The 19,504-nt window shown below is 69.1% G+C and carries 21 protein-coding genes; 4 read left to right on the top strand and 17 right to left on the bottom strand.

Features of this window, described 5'->3' with window-relative positions; all coding sequences use genetic code 11:
- The coding region (locus tag QM591_RS14615) for an FtsK/SpoIIIE domain-containing protein (RefSeq protein ID WP_415133346.1) at positions 1 to 2,377 on the bottom strand (2,377 nt) is incomplete at its 3' end.
- Between the two features lie 66 nt (positions 2,378 to 2,443).
- Positions 2,444 to 3,232, bottom strand: coding sequence for a PP2C family protein-serine/threonine phosphatase (locus QM591_RS14620; RefSeq protein ID WP_415133348.1), 789 nt, complete (start codon positions 3,230 to 3,232; stop codon positions 2,444 to 2,446).
- Between the two features lie 233 nt (positions 3,233 to 3,465).
- Between QM591_RS14620 and QM591_RS14625 the strand changes: the two genes are divergently transcribed.
- Complete coding sequence (locus QM591_RS14625) at positions 3,466 to 3,978, top strand: DUF4870 domain-containing protein (protein ID WP_415133350.1); 513 nt, start codon at positions 3,466 to 3,468, stop codon at positions 3,976 to 3,978.
- Positions 3,979 to 4,071: 93 nt separating this feature from the next.
- On the opposite strand, the gene QM591_RS14630 is transcribed toward QM591_RS14625, so the two are convergent.
- From QM591_RS14630 to prmC, 13 genes are all read right to left on the bottom strand, one after another.
- The gene (locus QM591_RS14630; protein WP_415133352.1) at positions 4,072 to 4,821 is read right to left on the bottom strand and encodes a YaaA family protein; all 750 of its coding nucleotides are present in this window, start codon (positions 4,819 to 4,821) and stop codon (positions 4,072 to 4,074) included.
- Positions 4,822 to 4,911: 90 nt separating this feature from the next.
- On the bottom strand, positions 4,912 to 5,172 hold the full coding sequence (locus QM591_RS14635) for a F0F1 ATP synthase subunit epsilon (protein ID WP_067163273.1): 261 nt from the start codon (positions 5,170 to 5,172) through the stop codon (positions 4,912 to 4,914).
- Position 5,173: 1 nt separating this feature from the next.
- Positions 5,174 to 6,622: a F0F1 ATP synthase subunit beta gene (gene atpD / locus QM591_RS14640; protein WP_415133354.1), complete on the bottom strand. Its 1,449-nt coding sequence runs from the start codon at positions 6,620 to 6,622 to the stop codon at positions 5,174 to 5,176.
- A 46-nt stretch (positions 6,623 to 6,668) separates the two neighbouring features.
- Entirely contained in the window at positions 6,669 to 7,568 is a 900-nt protein-coding gene (locus tag QM591_RS14645; RefSeq protein ID WP_415133356.1) for a F0F1 ATP synthase subunit gamma, read from the bottom strand.
- A 27-nt stretch (positions 7,569 to 7,595) separates the two neighbouring features.
- Entirely contained in the window at positions 7,596 to 9,236 is a 1,641-nt protein-coding gene (gene atpA, locus QM591_RS14650; protein WP_067163280.1) for a F0F1 ATP synthase subunit alpha, read from the bottom strand.
- Positions 9,237 to 9,306: 70 nt separating this feature from the next.
- Positions 9,307 to 10,095 (bottom strand): F0F1 ATP synthase subunit delta, encoded by a 789-nt coding sequence (locus tag QM591_RS14655; RefSeq protein WP_415133359.1) that lies wholly within the window; start codon positions 10,093 to 10,095, stop codon positions 9,307 to 9,309.
- Complete coding sequence (locus QM591_RS14660) at positions 10,095 to 10,643, bottom strand: F0F1 ATP synthase subunit B (protein ID WP_415133361.1); 549 nt, start codon at positions 10,641 to 10,643, stop codon at positions 10,095 to 10,097. The genes QM591_RS14655 and QM591_RS14660 overlap by 1 nt, the downstream gene beginning before the upstream one ends.
- Positions 10,644 to 10,671: 28 nt before the next feature.
- Entirely contained in the window at positions 10,672 to 10,905 is a 234-nt protein-coding gene (atpE, locus tag QM591_RS14665; protein WP_067163287.1) for an ATP synthase F0 subunit C, read from the bottom strand.
- A 61-nt stretch (positions 10,906 to 10,966) separates the two neighbouring features.
- A complete protein-coding gene (gene atpB, locus QM591_RS14670; protein WP_415133419.1) occupies positions 10,967 to 11,809 on the bottom strand; it encodes a F0F1 ATP synthase subunit A in 843 nt (280 codons plus the stop codon).
- A gap of 97 nt (positions 11,810 to 11,906) precedes the next feature.
- Positions 11,907 to 12,416 (bottom strand): hypothetical protein, encoded by a 510-nt coding sequence (locus QM591_RS14675; RefSeq protein WP_415133363.1) that lies wholly within the window; start codon positions 12,414 to 12,416, stop codon positions 11,907 to 11,909.
- A complete protein-coding gene (locus QM591_RS14680) occupies positions 12,413 to 13,594 on the bottom strand; it encodes an MraY family glycosyltransferase (RefSeq protein WP_415133365.1) in 1,182 nt (393 codons plus the stop codon). Before QM591_RS14680 ends, QM591_RS14675 begins: the two co-directional genes overlap by 4 nt.
- Complete coding sequence (locus QM591_RS14685; protein WP_415133367.1) at positions 13,591 to 14,352, bottom strand: L-threonylcarbamoyladenylate synthase; 762 nt, start codon at positions 14,350 to 14,352, stop codon at positions 13,591 to 13,593. Before QM591_RS14685 ends, QM591_RS14680 begins: the two co-directional genes overlap by 4 nt.
- A 44-nt stretch (positions 14,353 to 14,396) precedes the next feature.
- The gene (gene prmC / locus QM591_RS14690; RefSeq protein ID WP_415133369.1) at positions 14,397 to 15,284 is read right to left on the bottom strand and encodes a peptide chain release factor N(5)-glutamine methyltransferase; all 888 of its coding nucleotides are present in this window, start codon (positions 15,282 to 15,284) and stop codon (positions 14,397 to 14,399) included.
- A gap of 121 nt (positions 15,285 to 15,405) precedes the next feature.
- On the opposite strand from prmC, the gene cysK (QM591_RS14695) reads away from it, so the two are divergent.
- The 3 genes from cysK (QM591_RS14695) to epsC all read left to right on the top strand — a co-directional run bounded on the left by cysK (QM591_RS14695) (position 15,406) and on the right by epsC (position 17,937).
- On the top strand, positions 15,406 to 16,344 hold the full coding sequence (gene cysK / locus QM591_RS14695; protein WP_415133371.1) for a cysteine synthase A: 939 nt from the start codon (positions 15,406 to 15,408) through the stop codon (positions 16,342 to 16,344).
- A 73-nt stretch (positions 16,345 to 16,417) separates the two neighbouring features.
- A complete protein-coding gene (cysK, locus tag QM591_RS14700) occupies positions 16,418 to 17,362 on the top strand; it encodes a cysteine synthase A (protein ID WP_415133373.1) in 945 nt (314 codons plus the stop codon).
- Positions 17,363 to 17,373: 11 nt separating this feature from the next.
- A complete protein-coding gene (gene epsC, locus QM591_RS14705) occupies positions 17,374 to 17,937 on the top strand; it encodes a serine O-acetyltransferase EpsC (RefSeq protein ID WP_415133421.1) in 564 nt (187 codons plus the stop codon).
- Between the two features lie 46 nt (positions 17,938 to 17,983).
- Here the strand turns inward: epsC and QM591_RS14710 are convergent, their stop codons facing one another.
- The gene (locus QM591_RS14710) at positions 17,984 to 18,385 is read right to left on the bottom strand and encodes a hypothetical protein (RefSeq protein WP_415133375.1); all 402 of its coding nucleotides are present in this window, start codon (positions 18,383 to 18,385) and stop codon (positions 17,984 to 17,986) included.
- Between the two features lie 37 nt (positions 18,386 to 18,422).
- A complete protein-coding gene (prfA, locus tag QM591_RS14715; RefSeq protein WP_415133377.1) occupies positions 18,423 to 19,496 on the bottom strand; it encodes a peptide chain release factor 1 in 1,074 nt (357 codons plus the stop codon).
- Positions 19,497 to 19,504 lie beyond the last annotated feature (8 nt).

Here is a 19,504-nt window from a genome sequence, read left to right on the forward strand (position 1 = left end):
ACGCCGGTTCGGCGGCGCCGGCCGCCGGCTCGGACGAGGACGGCGGCGTCCACAGCACCTGCGCGAGCGCTTCGCCGACCCGCGCGCGTCCGGGCGGGCGGGGGCCGCGATCGCGTCCATCGCCTCCCGCGGCGATGTCATCGGTGCGCGACGCGGGTGAGAGGAGGATACGCAGTGGCGCTGCCTCCAGGAGGCGCCCCATCGGCCCCGTCGCCCGCTGAGTCGAGAGGGCGACGCGCAGGCCGCGACCGCGGGCTTCTCGCAAGAGTCGTTCGATCCGCTCGCGTGCCGCAGTGGCGTAGTCCGGGGGAAGGCGGGCGAGGAGAAGATCGACGTCGTCGAGCAGCACCACGGTCCCGGAGACGGCCTCCTCGGCGAGCGCGAGAGCATCCCACCCCGCCTCCATCTCGGCGGGGACGACGAGGCTGTGTGGCGCCTGCGCTGCCACCACCCGCAGGGCCGTCGACTTGCCGCTGCCCGCGGAGCCGACCACGGCGAGTCCGGGCATGTCACTGCGCCACTCCAGCGGGGGCTGGCGCTGAGAGCTCGGCTCGTCGACGATGGCGAGCACGATGTCGAGCCCCGCACGGTCGACCGTGTCGAGGGGCACCCGGACGGGAAGAGGCGGGAGCCAGGGCCGAGGCGGGGTACGCCCCGCCATCGCGAGCGCGAGTGCGTCGGAGGGCGGGCACTGCACGATACGCACTGCGGACGCGACGTCGTCTCGGTTGCGGCGCACGAGACAGATGCCGCGATCGTCGCTTCGGCCGGACAGCGCCACCGCGTCGTCGGAGTCGAGCACCGCCCGAGAATCGGATGCATCGGTCACTCGGAGCGCCATCCGCAGCGGCGCGTTGGCGAGCACGGACTCACGGAAGACTCCCGCCGCGCGCTGCGACGCGAGGATGAGGTGCATCCCGAGCGCCCGCCCCCGCGCGGCGAGGTCGCCGAAGAGGTCATGCAGATGCGGATGTGCCGCCACGAGCGCCGCATACTCGTCGACGACGACCACGAGACGACCCAGTCGATCGCGGGCCTCACCGATCTCTCGGACGCCGGCCTCCGCCAGCACGCGTTCTCGGCGTCGGACCTCGGCGCGCAGACTCTGAACGGCGCGGAGAGCGGCCGCTTCGTCGAGGTCGGTGACGACCCCCGTGACGTGGGGGAGGCCGAGGAGCGGATCGAAGGTGCGTCCCCCTTTGAAGTCGACCAGGAGGAAGCTCACGCGCTCCGGCGGGTGGGCAGCCGCCAAGGCGGCGACCCAGGTGGTGAGCAACTCGCTCTTGCCGGAGCCCGTGGTGCCGATGACGACGGCGTGTGGCCCGTCGTGCACGAGGTCGATCACCGCGGGCGCGCCGTCGCGGACGCCGATCACCGCCTGCAGAGATCCGGTCGGGACGGGAGTTCCGCCGACCAGGGCCCGCCACGTCGGCGGGTCAGCGTTCTCGACGGAGCCGACCTCTGCAGCGGCCCGGATGCGAAGACGTTCGGCGATGACCTCGGCTTGTGAGACCGACACCCCCTCGACCTCGACCGCCTGCGTCCGCGCCTCGAAGCGGAGGGTCGCTCGCGTGGGACTCTCCAGGGTGAGGACGGCGGCGCAGCGCGGAGGCGGCGGTGAACCGTCCGCGATCACGACGAGGGGAATCGACGGCGCCGCGTGCAACGTGGTCGGTCGGGAGAGCGAGACGGATGTTCCCGCAGCCGCTGCAGCGTGCGGAAGCAGATCGATCCAGTCGCCGTGATCGGCGCCGTCGACGATCCCGACGCTGCCCGGTGAGGCGTTGAGGCAGATCTGCAGCACCATGGCGCGGGCAACGGCCGCCGCGCATGCCCACGGCCCGACGACGGCGATGCCCGCCTCGAGCGGAACGAGAACCGGCACACCGCTCAGCTCAGCGGCGAGACGACGCAGGGACGTACTCGCCTGCGAGTCGTCACCACCCTCGACACGCAGAGCGCTCTTGCCCCGGCCGCGGCCGACGACGACCACACCGGAACGAGCGGGGACGGCACGCCACTCCTCGCCCGGTAGGCGGAGGTGCATCGACACGTCGGGATGCTGTTGCCACAGTGCACGGCGTTCTTCGTCGTGGTGCGCGCAGATCCGAGCCTCCACGGCCTCCTGAGCCGCTCGCGACTCTCGCGCCCAGGAACGGGCGGATCGGCGGCGTGCACGTGCGCCGTCCAGCACTCCGGCAGCAGCGACGAGAGGCCCGAGGAGAGCGAACCACAACGCCAGCGCCGATCCCGTGACCACCCAGAGCACCCCGGCTCCGAACACGGGCACGACGGCAGCGGCAAGGGGGAACGGCGCGCGTGGTGGGGCAACCGGAGGCGACGGCAACCGGAGGGGCTCATCGAGCGAGGAGGTCATCCTCCCAGTACACCGTCACCCGCATCGGCGAGGTTCGCCCGGGGCGTCAGGGGTGGAGGGAGGGGTTCAGTCGTCGAGCGGGGAGGAACCGGTACGGGTGACGTTCACGACGATGATGCTGATGTTGTCGCGCCCGCCGTTCTCCAGCGCCGCCTCGAGCATCGCGTCACTCGCCTCGGTGGGATCCTCGTGCTGGAGGAGGAAATGCAGGATGCCGTAGTCGGTCAGTTCCTTCGTGAGGCCGTCGCTGCAGACGACGAAGCGATCACCGTCGAGGACCTCGAGGCGCACGTAGTCCGGAACGACCCCGTCGGACGGCCCCACCGCGCGCGTGATGACATTGCCGTACGGGTGATTCTCCGCTTCCTCGGGGCTGAGACGCCCGGCGGCGATCAGCTCCTGCACGACGGAGTGATCCGTGGTGATCTGCGCGAGGCTCTCATCGCGGTAGAGATAGACGCGGGAGTCGCCGATGTTCAGCGTCACCCAGGTCGGTTCGGGCGTGCTGGTGTCCAGGAAGACCCCGGTGACCGTCGTGCCGGTACCCTCATCGGTCGTCTCCGGGTGGGCACCGATGTCGCTCACGGCGCGGCCGAGCGCCTTCTCGATGGCCTTCGGGCTGATCGACCCCTTGTCGGCGACCGCGCGGAGTCGATCCACCGCACTGGAGGAAGCGATCTCGCCACCGATGTGCCCGCCCATTCCGTCGGCGACGACGAACAGCGGGAACTGGGCGAGAACGGCGTCCTGATTGACGTCGCGCCGACGTCCGGTGTGGGTGAGGGCCGACCAGGAAAGCTCCAGAGTCGCGCCCGGCAACGACAGGCTGCGCTTCTGGGTCGCGGACTCGGGCACGCGTTCACCCTTCCTTGGTCGATGGCGGGGCGTTGTCACACTCTAGTGGACCCGCCTGTGCCGCGCCGGTCACGCCAGCGTGGCGGTGAACGTGTCGACGGCCGCGGGAAGAGCGATCCCGACACGAGACGCGTATTGCCGAGGAATGCCCGCGAGCACTACGGTTGCGGACGGACGGTCGGCGCCGCCGAACGCGCCACCCCGAGACTCGCTCCCCCACGAAAGGCACTCCCATGACGGATCCTCAGGAACCGCAGCCCGGTCAGGTCACCCCCCCGCCCTCAGCTCCCACCCCTCCTCCCGCCGCGTCGACGCCGCCCCCGTCGGGGGCGACCACTCCGCCGCCGGCAGCCACGCCGCCTTCCGCCCCGTATGCGGCGGCGGCCCCGGCGGGGCCGCTCACGCCGGAGCAGGACCGCACGTGGGCGATGTGGGCGCACATCGGCGGCGTGGTCGGATTCCTTCCCTCGCTCATCATCTGGCTGCTCTTCAAGGACCGCGGTCCCCGCACCAACGTCGAGGCGAAGGAAGCTCTGAACTGGCAGATCACCTTCACGATCTTCTACGTGGCGGCACTCATCGTCACCTCGATCCTGAGCGGCCTGGTGTGGGTGCTGGGCCTCTTCCTCTGGCTCGTGCCGCTGGCGATCTGGGTGCTGAACGTCGTGTTCTCGATCCAGGGCGGCATGCGGGTGAACAACGGCGGCAGCTACCAGTACCCGATCAACTTCCGGCTGATCAAGTAGGCGGCTCCCGACTCGCGAGATGCACGTTGCGAAGGCCCCGCTTCGGCGGGGCCTTCGTCGTACGCCCGCCCGCCCAGCATTCTGCCGCGGCGCTCAGACCCGCAGTTCCACTTCGCCCGGAGCGCCCGGCCTCAGGTCGAGCCCCGAGTCCTCCGCCCAGCGAAGCAGCGCGTCGCGTGATCCCACCCGAGGCCGCGCTGTCGCGAGCTGTCGCACCAGAGCGCCCTTCGCGTGCTTGTTGAAGTGGTTGAGCGCGCGAACGGCTCCGTCGTCTCCCTCGGACACCACTCGCACGAACACTGCCGGGCAGTCCTCGGGCAGCGGGCCGAGCGCGACATAGGCCTCCGACCGCAGGTCGAGCGTGAACCGCGGCGCGCGGGCCCGGAGGGCCGCCGTGACCGCCTCCGCCCACACTCGCCGGGCCGGAGCAAGGCCCGGGAGCGTCACCCCCGCACCCATCCGGTAGGACGGGATCGGGTCGAGGGCACCGACCGGCCCCCAGGGAGCGGAGTGGATCAGGACATGGGCCCCGAGCCAGCGGCGCGCGACAGCCGGCAGCGACACAGCATCGAGCGCGTCGTAGAGCACGCCGGTGTAGCGGTCGACCGCCGGCATCGTCGGCGCCGCACCGAGCGCCGCGTTGGCAGCGACCTCGCCGAGCTGCCGCGGTGAGAGCTTCAGCACCCGAGCGGCCCGATCCTCGTCGTCACTGAGGGCCACGAGGGCACCCGTGACCTTCTCGCGCACCGGCCCGAGCTCGGGCAGCGCGAGCCGATCCAGCGCGAGCGGCGCACCGCTCCCCCCGGGACGCTTGGTCTCACTGGGCGGCAAGAGAACGAGCATCGCCACAACTCCTCGGGACAGACGAGACCACCCCGCCACCGACGTCCTCGACAGAGGCGACGGTGCGGGGTGGTCGCGGATGGGTGGTGGTCAGGACTCCAGCGAGGCGTGTCCGGCGAAGATCGTCAGGTCGTCGCCCTCCATCGACACGAAGCCATCCTGTGCACTCGCGACGACCTTCGTGCCGTCGGACTGGGTGATGCGCACCTGTCCTTCGGCGAGGATCGCGAGAACGGGCTCGTGGCCGGTCATGAAGCCGATCTCGCCCTCGACGGTCTTGGCGACGACGAGGTTCGCCTCACCGTGCCAGACCTCCTCCTCCGCGGAGACGAGGGTGACGGTCAGAGCCATCTCAGCTGTTCTCCTTCTGGATCTTCGCCCACTTCTCCTCGACGTCGGAAATGCCACCGACGTTGAAGAAGGCCTGCTCAGCAACGTGGTCGAAGTCACCCTTGACGATCGCGTCGAAGGATTCGATGGTCTCCTTGATCGGAACCGTCGAGCCCTCGACACCGGTGAACTTCTTGGCCATGTAGGTGTTCTGGGAGAGGAACTGCTGGATACGACGGGCGCGTGCCACCACGACCTTGTCCTCTTCGGAGAGCTCGTCGACACCCAGGATGGCGATGATCTCCTGCAGTTCCTTGTTCTTCTGAAGGATCTGCTTCACGGCGGTGGCCACCCGGTAGTGGTCGGCACCGATGTAGCGAGGGTCGAGGATGCGGCTCGTCGAGGCGAGCGGGTCGACGGCGGGATACAGACCCTTCGACGCGATCTCACGCGAGAGCTCGGTCGTGGCGTCGAGGTGCGCGAACGTCGTGGCCGGGGCGGGGTCGGTGTAGTCGTCAGCGGGGACGTAGATCGCCTGCAGCGAGGTGATCGAGTGACCGCGCGTCGAGGTGATGCGCTCCTGGAGCACGCCCATCTCGTCGGCGAGGTTCGGCTGGTAGCCCACCGCGGAGGGCATACGGCCGAGAAGCGTCGACACCTCGGACCCCGCCTGCGTGAAGCGGAAGATGTTGTCGATGAACAGCAGCACGTCCTGCTTCTGCACGTCACGGAAGTACTCCGCCATCGTGAGGGCCGACAGTGCGACGCGCAGACGCGTCCCCGGCGGCTCGTCCATCTGGCCGAAGACAAGGGCGGTCTTGTCGAAGACGCCCGCCTCCTCCATCTCGTGGATGAGGTCGTTGCCCTCACGCGTGCGCTCACCGACACCGGCGAACACGGAGACGCCACCGTGGTCCTGCGCGACGCGCTGGATCATCTCCTGGATGAGGACGGTCTTGCCGACGCCGGCACCGCCGAACAGGCCGATCTTTCCACCCTGCACGTAGGGCGTCAGGAGGTCGATGACCTTGATGCCCGTCTCGAACATCTGGGTCTTGGACTCGAGCTGGTCGAAGTTGGGCGCCTGGCGGTGGATGCCCCAGCGCTCGGTCACCTCGACGGTCTCACCGGGGGCCGCGTTGAGCACGTCGCCGGTGACGTTGAAGACCTTGCCCTTGGTGACGTCGCCGACGGGGACTGTGATGGGGCCGCCGGTGTCACGCACTTCCTGCCCGCGGACCATGCCGTCGGTCGGCTTGAGGGAGATGGCGCGGACGAGGTCGTCGCCGAGGTGCTGGGCGACCTCGAGGGTGATCTCCGTCGACTCGTCGCCGATCGTGATCGTCGTCTTCAGCGCGTTGTAGATGTCGGGGATCGAGTCGTGCGGGAACTCGATGTCGACGACGGGGCCGGTGACGCGCGCGACGCGACCGACGACCGTGGTCGCTTCTGCGGTGGCGGTGGTGGTCATTCTCTGTCTCTTTCGGTGTGGTCTTGCTTGCGCAGAGGGTCAGCGGTCACTGCGAGAGAGCATCGGCGCCGCCGACGATCTCCGCGATCTGCTGGGTGATCTCGGCCTGCCGAGCGTTGTTACGCAGTCGGGTGTAGTCGGTGATCAGCTTGTCGGCGTTGTCGCTGGCCGACTTCATCGCCTTCTGGGTGGCCGCGTGTTTGGCCGCCGACGACTGCAGGAGCGCGTTGAACACGCGGCTCTGGACGTAGACGGGGAGCAGAGCGTCGAGGACGACCTCGGGGCTCGGCTCGAACTCGTACAGCGGGTAGACCTGCGACGCCGCGGTGGCCTCGCCTTCCTCCGCCTCGACGACCTCCAGCGGGAGCAGCCGGACCGTCTCGGGCGACTGCGTCATCATGCTGCCGAAGCGGTTGTAGACGAGGTGGATCTCGTCGACACCGTCGGCGTCGCCGCCCCGGTCGTAGGCGTCGAGGAGAGCGCCCGCGATCTGCTCGGCCGTGTTGAAGTGAGGCGTGTCGGTGTCGCCCGTCCACTCCCCCGCCCAGGGCATCTGCCGGAATTGGAAGTAGCCGACGGCCTTGCGCCCGACGAGGAAGTACACCGGCTCACGGCCTTCACTACGCAGTAGTTCGCCGAGCTGGAGTCCTTCGCGGAGGATCTGCGAGTTGAACGCACCCGCGAGCCCTCGGTCGGAGGCGAAGATGACCACGGCCGAGCGGCGGATGGTCTCCCTCTCGGTGGTCAGCGGGTGCTGCACGTTGGAGTGAGTGGCCACGGCCGAGACCGATCGCGTCACCGCGCGGGCGAACGGCGACGACGCGCGCACGCGCGCCATCGCCTTCTGGATGCGCGAAGCCGCGATGAGTTCCATCGCCTTCGTGATCTTCTTGGTGGTCTGCGCAGAAGAGATCTTCTGCTTGTAGACCCGGAGTTGTGCGCCCATGGATTCTCTGTCCCGTCGTCGCCGGGGTCAGCCCCGGCGGCCCTTGACGATCTTCTCCTGGTTCACGTCGTCGGCGCTGGCCGCGGCGACCTCTTCGTGACCGGGCTTGTTGATCGCCTGGCCCTTGCCGCCCTGGAACTCGAGCACGAACGCATCCGTGACCTTCTCGAGCTCGGCGAGAGTGTCGTCGTCGAGGACGTTCGTCTCACGGAGCGTGTCGAGGATCGACGTGTTGCGCTTGAGGTAGTCCAGCAGGTCCCGCTCGAAGCGGAGCACGTCCTCGACCGCGATCGAATCCAGCTTGCCGTTGGTGCCCGCCCAGATCGAGACGACCTGCTCCTCGACCGGGTACGGGTCGTACTGCGGCTGCTTGAGAAGCTCGGTGAGGCGCGCGCCGCGATCGAGCTGACGACGCGATGCGGCGTCGAGGTCCGACGCGAACATGGCGAATGCCTCGAGCGAGCGGTACTGCGCGAGCTCGAGCTTCAACGTTCCCGAGACCTTCTTGATCGACTTCACCTGCGCGTCGCCACCGACACGCGAGACCGAGATACCCACGTCGACCGCCGGGCGCTGGTTGGCGTTGAAGAGGTCGGACTGCAGGAAGATCTGGCCATCGGTGATGGAGATCACGTTGGTCGGGATGTACGCCGAGACGTCGTTGGCCTTCGTCTCGATGATCGGAAGACCCGTCATCGAGCCGGCGCCGAGCTCGTCGGACAGCTTCGCGCAACGCTCCAGCAGACGCGAGTGCAGGTAGAAGACGTCACCCGGGTAAGCTTCACGGCCCGGCGGGCGACGGAGGAGGAGCGAGACGGCACGGTAGGCCTCCGCCTGCTTCGACAGGTCGTCGAAGATGATGAGGACGTGCTTGCCGTCGTACATCCAGTGCTGACCGATGGCCGAGCCGGTGTACGGCGCGAGGTACTTGAAGCCGGCGGGGTCGGAGGCGGGGGCGGCGACGATCGTCGTGTACTCCATCGCTCCGGCGTCCTCGAGCGCGCCCTTGACGGAGGCGATCGTGGAGCCCTTCTGACCGATGGCCACGTAGATGCAGCGCACCTGCTTGGTCGGGTCGCCCGACTCCCAGTTGGCCTTCTGGTTGATGATCGTGTCGATCGCGATCGCCGTCTTGCCCGTCTGGCGGTCGCCGATGATGAGCTGACGCTGACCGCGGCCCACGGGGATCATCGCGTCGATGGCCTTGATGCCGGTCTGCATGGGCTCGTGCACGCTCTTTCGCGCCATGACGCCGGGCGCCTGGAGCTCGAGGGCGCGGCGGCCGGTCGTGGCGATCTCGCCGAGGCCGTCGATCGCGTTGCCGAGCGGGTCGACGACGCGGCCGAGGTAGCCGTCTCCGACCGCGACCGAAAGCACCTCGCCGGTGCGGGTGACCTTCTGGCCGGCCTCGATGCCGGAGAACTCACCGAGGACGACGACACCGATCTCGTTCTCGTCGAGGTTGAGCGCGAGGCCCTCCACGCCGTTCTCGAAGCGCACGAGCTCGTTCGCCATCACGCCGGGGAGACCCTCGACGTGAGCGATGCCGTCGGCGGCGTCGATGACCGTGCCGACCTCCGTCGCGGAGGCCGCGTCGGGCTCGTACGCGGCGACGAAGTCTTTCAGCGCGTCACGAATGACGTCGGGGCTGATGGACAGTTCTGCCATGGTCTTCCTTTGTTGTGAAAATCGGTGCAGGCTTCCCTGCGGTCCCGCTCCCGGTGGGAGTGGGGAAGTTCTAGCCAGCCAGGCGCTGACGCAGGTCGTTCAGTCGGGACGACACGGTCGCATCGATCACGTCGTCGCCGATCTCCACGCGCAGCCCACCGATGACGGCGGGGTCGACGACGAGGTTGAGCGCGACGTCCGACCCGTACCGCTGCGCCAGGATGCCACGGAGACGGTCGAGCTGAGCGGCATCGGGCGCCGCGGCCGCGTAGACGGTGGCCACGGTGCGGCCCCGCTCGTCGGCCACCAGACGCAGCGCTCGGGTGAGGAGCGCGCGCACGCGACGCTCACGCGGCTGCTGCACGAGCGACGAGACGATGAGCGTCGTGGCTTCGCTCGCGCGCCCGGTGAGCAGAGTCTCGATGAGCGAGCCCTTTGCCGAGGCGTCGCCGAGCCGGCTCCCGAGCGCGAGCTCGAGCTCCGGGTGGGCGGCGACGGTACGGGAGACCTCGAACAGCTCTCCCTCGATGTCGACCGACGGCGCCGAGATCGCGGCGGCACGGATGGCGAGCGCCTCGACGCCCGCGATCAGGTCTTCGAGCGACGACCACCGCTGGCCCGCCGCGGCGGTCAGCAGCGCGACGGTCTCCGGCTGGAACGCGCCGAACACGCGTCGAGCGACCTCGGCCCGCGCCTCGCCCGCGACACCCCAGGCTGACAGCGCACTGCTGAGCTGCGAGGACTCAGCGATCGTGCGGGCCGCGAGGAAGAGCTCGCGGGTGACCGTCAGATCGGTGATCCGGGTCGCCTTCAGCGCCGCCTCGGTGGCCGTCAGCGCCTGAGTGGTCGCGCTTCCCATTACTTCGACGCTCCCGCTTCGAGGTCGGCGAGGAAGCGGTCCACCACGCTCTTGGCCTTCTTGTCGTCGGAGAGCGTCTCTCCGATGACACCGCCGGCCAGATCGAGCGCGAGCGTGCCGACCTCGCTGCGCAGGGAGACGAGCGCCGTCTGACGCTCCGCCTCGATCTGCGTGTGCGCGGCCGCCGTCAGGCGGGCCGCCTCGGCGGAGGCGGTGTCCTTGGCCTCGGCGACGATCTTCTTGCCGTCCTCACGGGCGGCGTCGCGGATCTCACCGGCCTCCTTGCGCGCCTCGGCCAGCTGAGCCGTGTACTCCTCGAGCGCGGCCTCGGCACGACGCTGCGCCTCGTCCGCCTTCGCGATGTTGCCCTCGATGGCGGCGGAGCGCGCGTCGAGCAGAGCCTTCATCCGGGGAAGCGCGATGCGCCAGAACACGAAGAGGATGACGACGAAGCACACGGCCGACCAGATGATGTCGTACCACGCGGGGATGAGGGGGTTGTGGGCAGCCCCCTCTTCCGCGGCGTACGTGACAAGAGCGTTCAGCATCCTGTCTCCTTAAGGCTGGTAAGGCGATTTACTGGAAGATGAAGTAGGTCGCGATGCCGATGAAGGCGAGCGCCTCGGTGAAGGCGATACCGATCCACATCAGCACCTGCAGGCGGCCGGCCAGCTCGGGCTGACGGGCGACGCCCTCGATCGTCTTGCCGACGACGATGCCCACACCGATGGCGGGACCGATGGCGGCGAGGCCATAGCCCATCGTCGCGACGTTGCCGCTGAGCTCGGCGAGAACCGTAGTTGCGTCCACGGGGTGTTTTCCTTTCGGTTGAGGGCGGCCCTGAATCGGTCAGGGTTGGGGCCGACCCGCTTTAGTGCTCTTCCGCCACCGCGAGCTGGATGTAGACCGCGGTGAGGAGGGCGAAGACGTACGCCTGGAGGACGGCCACCAGGAGCTCGAACAGGGTGAAGACGAATCCGAAGGCGAGGGATCCGGCGGCCAGCGCCGACCACCATCCGCCGAGTTCGACGAGGAAGAACTGCGTCGCCGCGAAGAAGAGCACGAGCAGGAGGTGCCCGACCATCATGTTCATCAGGAGTCGCAGCGTCAGCGTGACGGGGCGGATGACGAACGTCGAGATGAGCTCGATCGGCGTGACGATGAAGTAGATCGGCCACGGCACGCCCGAGGGGAACAGCGCGTTCTTGAAGAAGTTCTTGGGACTCTTGCGGATGCCGGCGTAGATGAACGTGACGTAGCTGACGACAGCGAGCAGCAGCGGCACGGCGACGATGCTCGTGCCCGCGATGTTCATGAACGGGATGACGCCCGTCAGGTTCATGAACAGCACCATGAAGAAGATGGTCGTGAGGATCGGGAGGAAGCGCTGGCCGTCCTTCTTGCCGAGCAGGTCCTCCGCGATGTTGACCCGCACGAAGTCGAGCCCCATCTCGACGAGGCTCTGGAAGCGCCCCGGGACCACCGTCATGCGGCGCGTGCCGAGCCAGAAGATCAGGACGATCGCGAGAGCCGCGATGAACTGAATGAGGTGGATTCGCGTGACCGGGATGACCCCGAACGCGTTGAAGAGCACCTCGGGGAAGAACTCACCGATCGACGGGCCGTGGAACTCGGGACCTTCCGAGGTCGCGGCGTTCAGGCCGGCGGAGGTGGCGATCAGGGTCGCAGTCTGGGTAAACAGCGCTGGCTCCAGCTTCGGGGCACCGGCCAGGGCCGGGGCGACGATGGTCGATGTGAGCGTGACTCCGCACACGTTTCAGAAGATCCTGGCGGGCTCGGAAGACAGCCTATCAGCCTCGCGGCGTGCTCTCGTCCGTATCCGGGCGATCTTCCGCGCCATCATGGACGTCGGCGGCAGTGGGAAGGGTCACGTCGCTCACGTGCGGGACCCGCATCCGGAGCATGACGACGACGTCGATGGCGAGCGAGACGACGACGCTGGCGACGAGGGCGACGAAGAAGACCGTCCCGTTCAGCCAGGGCTGATCGCGAAGCACCAGCAGCGTCACGATGAAAACGATGAACTTCAGGACCCACGCCCCCATCACGAGTCCGAAGAAGATCGGGACGTAGAGGGCGTCGCCGTACCACCGGTTGGCGATCAGGATGCTCGCCGCCGTGAGTCCGAGAAACAGCGCCGCCAGCAAGATCGCGACCAGCGCGCTCCACAGGCCGTCCACGCCTCCCACCGCGAATCCGACGACGGCACCGAGGACGGCGAGCGCGGCCGTGGCGAGGGCCGACCACAGGAGCGTCGTGCGCAGCACCGGGGTGCTCGAGACGGTGGGGCGTTCGGTCATGGGATGCTCTTCCGTTCGGGGGCGGGTGTGCGGTCTCGGGCGAAACGGCGCGGCAGGCCGCGCGAGGGCAAGAGGGTCACCACGACGCACGCGGCCGCTCCGACGAGGAAGAAGCCCACGCCGGGCCAGTACAGCCCGGGCCAGCGTGCCGTGGTGCCGATGTACATGAGGAGCACCGAGAGACTCACCACGGCGGTCCACGCGTAGAAGATGAGCACCGCGTCGCGGTCGGAGTGGCCCATGTCGAGCATGCGGTGGTGCAGGTGCTTGCGGTCGGGCGAGAACGGCGACTTGCCCTTCGACATGCGGCGGATGACCGCCATTCCGAAGTCGAGCAGGGGCAGCATGACGACCGCCGCGGGGAGGATCACGGGGATGAACGCGCCGAGGAGCTGGGAACGGCCGAACTGGTCGTTGTCGAGGAGGGTCTGCGGCGGGAGCGAGCCGGTGACCAGGAGCGCGGAGACGGCCATCAACAGGCCCACCATGAGTGCTCCCCCGTCACCCATGAACAAACGAGCCGGGTTCCAGTTGAACGGCAGGAACCCGATGCACACCCCGACCAGGACGATCGCGATGAAGGCGGCGAGGTTCGAGTAGGTCGTGTACTCCAGATCGCGCGTGAGCATGTAGGTGTAGGCGAAGAAGACCCCGTTGGCGATCAGGGCGACTCCGGCGACCAGTCCGTCGAGTCCGTCGATGAAGTTCACCGCGTTCATGACCACGACGATCAGCAGCACCGACACGGTCACACTCACCCAGCCGGAGACGTAGGTCATCCCCTCGAACGGCAGGTAGTAGATCTGCACGCCACCCGGTCCCACCACGATGCCGGCGACGAGGAACTGCGCCCCGAGTTTGAGGAACCAGTCGAGGTCCCAGAGATCGTCGGCGACGCCCACGACGACGATGAGAAGGGTCGCGGTGAGGATGGCGGCGATCTGGGTCGGTTTTATCCAGATGATCTGGAAGTAGGGCACGACGCTCGAGAGGGCGAACGCGGTCAGCACGCCCAGGAACATCGCCACCCCGCCGAGCCGAGGGGTCGGGTTCTTGTGGACGTCGCGTTCGCGGATGCCCGGGTACAGCTTGTACCGCATGCTCACCCGCCAGACGACCCACGTCAGTGTGAAGGTCACCGCCCCCGTGAGAATGAGGGTGAACAGGTAGTGTTTCACGCCGGACCGTCGGCGTCGGTGGTGGTGGGATCGGCCGGACGGTGTGCCGCGATCTCGCCGGAGAGGCCTGCCGCGTCGTCAGAGCCCGCCGCGTCGTCCCCCTCGTCGAGGGCGTCTCCCAGGACGGTCCGCAGCGACGCCGCCGACACGGCCCCCTCGCGGAGGATCCGCACGCGCCCGTCGCCTCCGACGAGGGCGGTCGCGTCGACGATGGTGGAGGCGACACCGGTGGCCGACGCGCCTCCGTCGAGGTAGACCGAGACGCTCTCCCCCAGCATGTCCCGCGCGTCGTCGATCGTCGTCGCGGCGGCTTTCCCCGTCAGGTTGGCGCTCGAGACGGCGAGCGGACCGGTCTCCTCCAGGAGTTCCAGCGCGATGCGCTCGGCGGGCATCCGCACCGCGACCGTGCCGCCGGTGTCGCCCAGGTCCCATGACAACGATGGCTGCGCGGGCAGGACGATGGTGAGCCCGCCCGGCCAGAAGTGCTCCACGAGGAGCTCGACCGCGTGCGGCACCTCGGCGGCCAGGGCACGCAGCGTCGCGACGCCGGGAACGAGGACGGGAGGCGGTGACTGCCGTCCACGGCCCTTCGCCGCCAGGAGCCGCGCGACCGCCTCGGGACTGAACGCGTCGGCGCCCACTCCGTAGACGGTGTCGGTCGGCAGCACGACGAGCTCGCCGCGGGCGATCGTCTGGCGCGCCTGCCGCATGGCAGGGAGGAGCTGCGCAGCGTCGCGGCAATCGAAGACGGAGGACATATCCGCTCCATTCTACGGTCGTGCGCCGGGAGACCCCGGAGGGCTCAGGCCCGCAGCGCCGTGGTGGCCCGATCCCGCTGAGTGAGGTCGGGATGCGTCGCCGCGGCACGCCAGCCGTCCGCCGCCAGCAGGTCCCTGATCGCCGCGCCCTGCCATTCCCCGTGCTCGATCACGAGCGTTCCGCCCGGGTGGAGGAGACGCTGACCGACCCGCGAGAGCACGCGCACCACGTCGAGGCCGTCCGGTCCCCCGTACAGGGCCGCGGGAGGGTCCCACAGGCGCACCTCGGGGTCGCGCGGGATCGCCTCGTCGGGAACGTACGGCGGGTTGGAGACGAGCACCGACACGGTGCCGTCGAGCTCGGGGAAGGCCTCCGCGAGATCCACGAAGGCGACGGTGGCGTTGGCTGCGCCGACGACGGCCACGTTCTCCTTCGCCCAGACGAACGCATCGACGGAGTTCTCCGCGGCGAACACCCGCGCGTGCGGCACCTCGGTGGCCAGCGCCAGCGCGATGGCACCCGAGCCGGTCCCGAGGTCGACCGCGATCGGCTCGCTCGCCGCGGCGGCCCGGAGCGCGTCGATCGCCAGCTGCGCGACCGTCTCGGTCTCCGGTCGCGGCACGAACACGCCCGGCCCCACGCGGAGCTCGAGGTGACGGAAGGGCGCTACTCCGGTGAGGTGCTGAAGCGGTTCCCGCGCGGCGCGGCGAGCGACGAGCTCGTCGAAGCGCTCGAGGTCTGTGACCGACAGCTCGTGGCTCCGCAGAGCCGCCGCCGCGAGCTCGCCCCGCGACAGATCCAGCACGTGCGCGGCCAGCAGCTCCGCGTCGACCGCGGGGCTCGGCACTCCGGCGCGGGCGAGACGCTCGGTCGCCGTGTGCAGCTGAGCGTCGAGTCGCACGGGCACGCGCGCATTCTGCGGGGTCGTCATGTTCGGGTCCAGGCAGGCGTGACGAAACGTCACATAGGGGTCGGGAATACTGCACCACCGTAGTCTGGTTCGTGACTCTCGACCACTCACGAGGGGTTCGTCCCCGCACGAAAGGCACATCATGTCCGGCATTCACCCCGACATCACGAGCGCGTTCGGCAACACCCCGCTCGTCCGGCTCAACCGCGTGACCGAGGGTCTTCCCGGCACCGTGCTCGCCAAGCTGGAGTTCTACAACCCGGCCTCGTCGGTCAAGGACCGCCTCGGAATCGCGATCGTGGACGCGGCAGAGGCGTCGGGCGAGCTCGCCCCCGGAGGGACGATCGTGGAGGGCACGAGCGGCAACACCGGCATCGCCCTCGCGATGGTGGGCGCGGCCCGTGGCTACAAGGTCATCCTGACGATGCCGTCCTCGATGTCGGTCGAGCGCCGACTGCTGCTGAAGGCCTATGGCGCGCAGCTGGTCCTCACCGACCCGGCGCTCGGGATGAAGGGAGCGGTCGCGGAGGCCGAGAAGATCGCCGCCGAGACCCCCGGCGCCATCCTCGCGAAGCAGTTCGCGAATCAGGCGAACGTCCAGATCCACCGCACGACCACGGCGGAGGAGATCATCCGCGACACCGATGGCGGGATCGGCTACTTCGTCGCCGGCATCGGCACGGGCGGCACGATCTCCGGCGTCGGACAGGTCCTCAAGGAGCGCGTCCCGGGAGCACAGGTCGTGGCCGTCGAGCCGGCCGACTCGCCGCTGCTGACGAAGGGCACGCCCGGGCCCCACAAGATCCAGGGCATCGGCCCCAACTTCATTCCGCCGATCCTCGATCAGGGTGTCATCGACGAGGTCGTCGACGTCGCCTTCGACGACGCGATCTCGACGGCGCGTGAGGTGGCCACCCGCGAGGGCATCCTCGTGGGCATCTCCTCCGGTGCGGCCGTGTGGGCGGCGCTGCAGGTCGCCGCACGCCCGGAGGCCGAAGGAAAGAACGTCGTCGTCGTCATCCCATCGTTCGGCGAGCGCTATCTCTCCACGGCGCTGTTCGAGCACCTGCGCGAGGACTGAGACCGCCACGTATCATCGGCCACGGGCGTCGCATCGAGCGCGCCCGTGGCCGACCGTCTGCCGAGAGGAACCCGTGCCCGGTATCTACCCCGACATCACGACGGCGTTCGGCGGGACGCCCTTGGTGCGCCTCAACCAGCTGACCGCCGGGCACGACGTCGAGCTCTTGGTCAAGCTCGAGTTCTACAACCCGGGCGCGAGCGTCAAGGACCGCCTCGGCTACGCCCTCGTCGAGGCGGCGGAGGCCAGCGGGGAGCTGGCCCCGGGCGGCACGATCGTCGAGTCGACGTCGGGGAACACGGGGATCGCGCTCGCGTTGATCGGTGCGGCCCGCGGATATCGGGTGATCCTCACGATGCCGGCGTCCATGTCCAAGGAACGCCGGGCCCTCCTCGCGGCCTACGGCGCGGAGCTGGTTCTCACCGACCCGCACAAGGGCATGACCGAGGCCGTCGAGACGGCCCGGCGCATCGCCGCCGAGACGCCGGGGGCGGTGCTGGCCCGACAGTTCGAACGCGCCGCGAACCCCGCGATCCACCGCGCCACCACGGCGGAGGAGATCTGGCGAGACACCGACGGGCGCATCGACTGGTTCGTGGCCGGGTCGGGCACGGGGGGCACCGTCACCGGCGTCGGTCAGGTGCTCAAGGAGCGCGCGCCGGACGCCAAGATCGTGCTCGTGGAGCCGAAGGACTCCCCCGTGCTCTCGCAGGGACGCGCGGGCGGACACCGGATTCAGGGCATCGGACCGAACTTCGTCCCCGATGTCCTCGATCGTTCCGTGATCGACGAGATCATCGACGTCGAGTTCGACGACGCCCTGCGCGTCGCCCGCGACCTCGCCCGTCGCGAGGGGATCCTCGCGGGGATGTCGGCGGGAGCCGCCGTCTGGGCGGGACTGGAGATCGCCGCTCGTCCGGAGGCCGCAGGATCTCGGATCGTCGTCATCGTCCCCGACGCCGGAGAACGCTACCTCTCGACCGCGCTGTACGCCGATCTCCGCGAGGAGACGTCGTGAGGCGACCGACGATGATCACGCGCGTGCGAGAGGACCTCGCCGCGGCGAAGCTCCGCGATCCCGCGGCCCGGGGAGGCGGCGAGATCGCACTTCTGTATCCCGGGCTGCATGCCATCTGGGCGCACCGCCTCTGGCACGCGCTCTGGCGACGACGGCTGCGCTTCGTCGCTCGCGCCGGATCACAGCTCACCCGCTGGCTCACCGGGATCGAGATCCACCCGGGCGCGACCATCGGCCGTCGGTTCTTCATCGACCACGGCATGGGCGTGGTGATCGGTGAGACCGCCGAGATCGGCGACGACGTCATGCTCTACCACGGCGTCACCCTCGGCGGCCGCACGCGCGACGCCGGCAAGCGTCACCCGACCCTCGGCGACGGCGTCGCGGTGGGCGCGGGCGCGAAGATCCTCGGTCCCATCACGATCGGCGCCCACTCCGTCGTCGGCGCCAACGCGGTCGTCACTCGCGACGCGCCCGCCGATTCGGTGCTGGTGGGCGTCCCGGCCACCGCCCGCAAGCGCAACGCCGGCGAGAACACGCGCGCCGTCCTGACGACACCCGAGTACTTCATCTGACGCCGGCGCGCCACCGATCACGGCGGAGACGTCAGGCGCGGCGCCGTCAGGTCCGACGCTCAGAGACCTTCTTCTTGATGAACAGCGCCGGCAGCAGCCACGTCGCCAGCGCCGTGACGAGCCACACGATCACGGGAGCGGCCAGCCACGTCCACCAGGGCGCCCCGATCCGCAGGCCTGCCCCCGGGATGATGACCACGACGACCAGCGCCACGAACGTCGAGACGATCCCGATGCCGCCCAGGAGCGCCGGAGCGTTGCGCTGGGCGACGCGCGCCAGCCACGGCGCGAGGACACTCTGCAGCACCGCAAAGATCACGATCGCCAGAATGAAGCCGATCGGCTGACGCCAGGAGATCTGGAAGCCTTCCAGCACGATGTCGGCGACGATGAGGCCGAGCGCGGCCGATGCGAGGAAGATCAGGGCGCGCACGAGGAACATGACCATAACCGGAGCGTAGCGCGTGTCGGACGCCCGGCCCAGGTCAGGAGTTCAGCGCGGCCAGGCGCGCCTCCTCGTCGGCGGCGATGGCCGATTCGATGAGCGGATCGAGGGCGCCATCCATCACCTGGTCGAGGTTGTACGCCTTGTAGCCGGTGCGGTGGTCGGCGATGCGGTTCTCGGGGAAGTTGTACGTGCGGATGCGCTCCGAGCGGTCCATCCCGCGGATCTGGGAGCGACGCGCATCGGATGCCGCCGCGTCGCGCTCCTCCTGCTGTCTGGCCAGCAGTCGGGCCCGCAGCACGCGCATCCCGGCCTCGCGGTTCTGCAGCTGGCTCTTCTCGTTCTGCATCGAGACCACGATCCCCGTGGGGACGTGCGTGATCCGCACCGCGGAATCGGTCGTGTTGACCGATTGCCCACCCGGTCCCGACGAGCGGAAGACGTCGATCTTCAGATCGTTCGGGTCGATCTGGATCTCTTCGGGCTCGTCGACTTCGGGGAAGACCAGCACGCCGGTCGTCGAGGTGTGGATGCGCCCCTGCGACTCGGTGGCGGGAACCCGCTGCACGCGGTGCACGCCGCCTTCGTACTTCAGGTGCGCCCACACGCCGTGAGCGGGATCGGAGCTGGAGCCCTTGATCGCGACCTGGACGTCCTTGTAGCCACCCAGATCGCTCTCGTTGCGCTCCAGCAGCTCCGTCTTCCACCCCTTGGAGGCGGCGTACTGGATGTACATGCGAAGGAGATCGGCGGCGAACAGCGCCGATTCGGCACCGCCCTCCCCCTGCTTGATCTCCATGATCACATCGCGCGCATCGTCGGGGTCACGGGGGATCAGCAGCCGGCGCAGACGCTCCTGCGTCGCGGCCACCTGCTCCTCCAATGCCGGGACCTCGGCGGCGAAGGCGTCGTCCTCGCGGGCGAGCTCACGCGCGGCCTCGAGGTCATCGACGGCGGCGACCCACGCCTCGTGCGCGGCGACGATCCGGCTCAACTCGGCGTAGCGCCGGTTGACCCGTTTCGCGCGCGCGGCGTCGGCGTGCACCGCGGGGTCGGAGAGCTCCTCCTGCACCGCGCGGTGCTCGTCGATCAGCCCCTGGACGGACTCGAACACGTGGCGTC

This window comes from Microbacterium sp., from assembly GCF_047607225.1.
GTDB lineage: Bacteria > Actinomycetota > Actinomycetes > Actinomycetales > Microbacteriaceae > Microbacterium.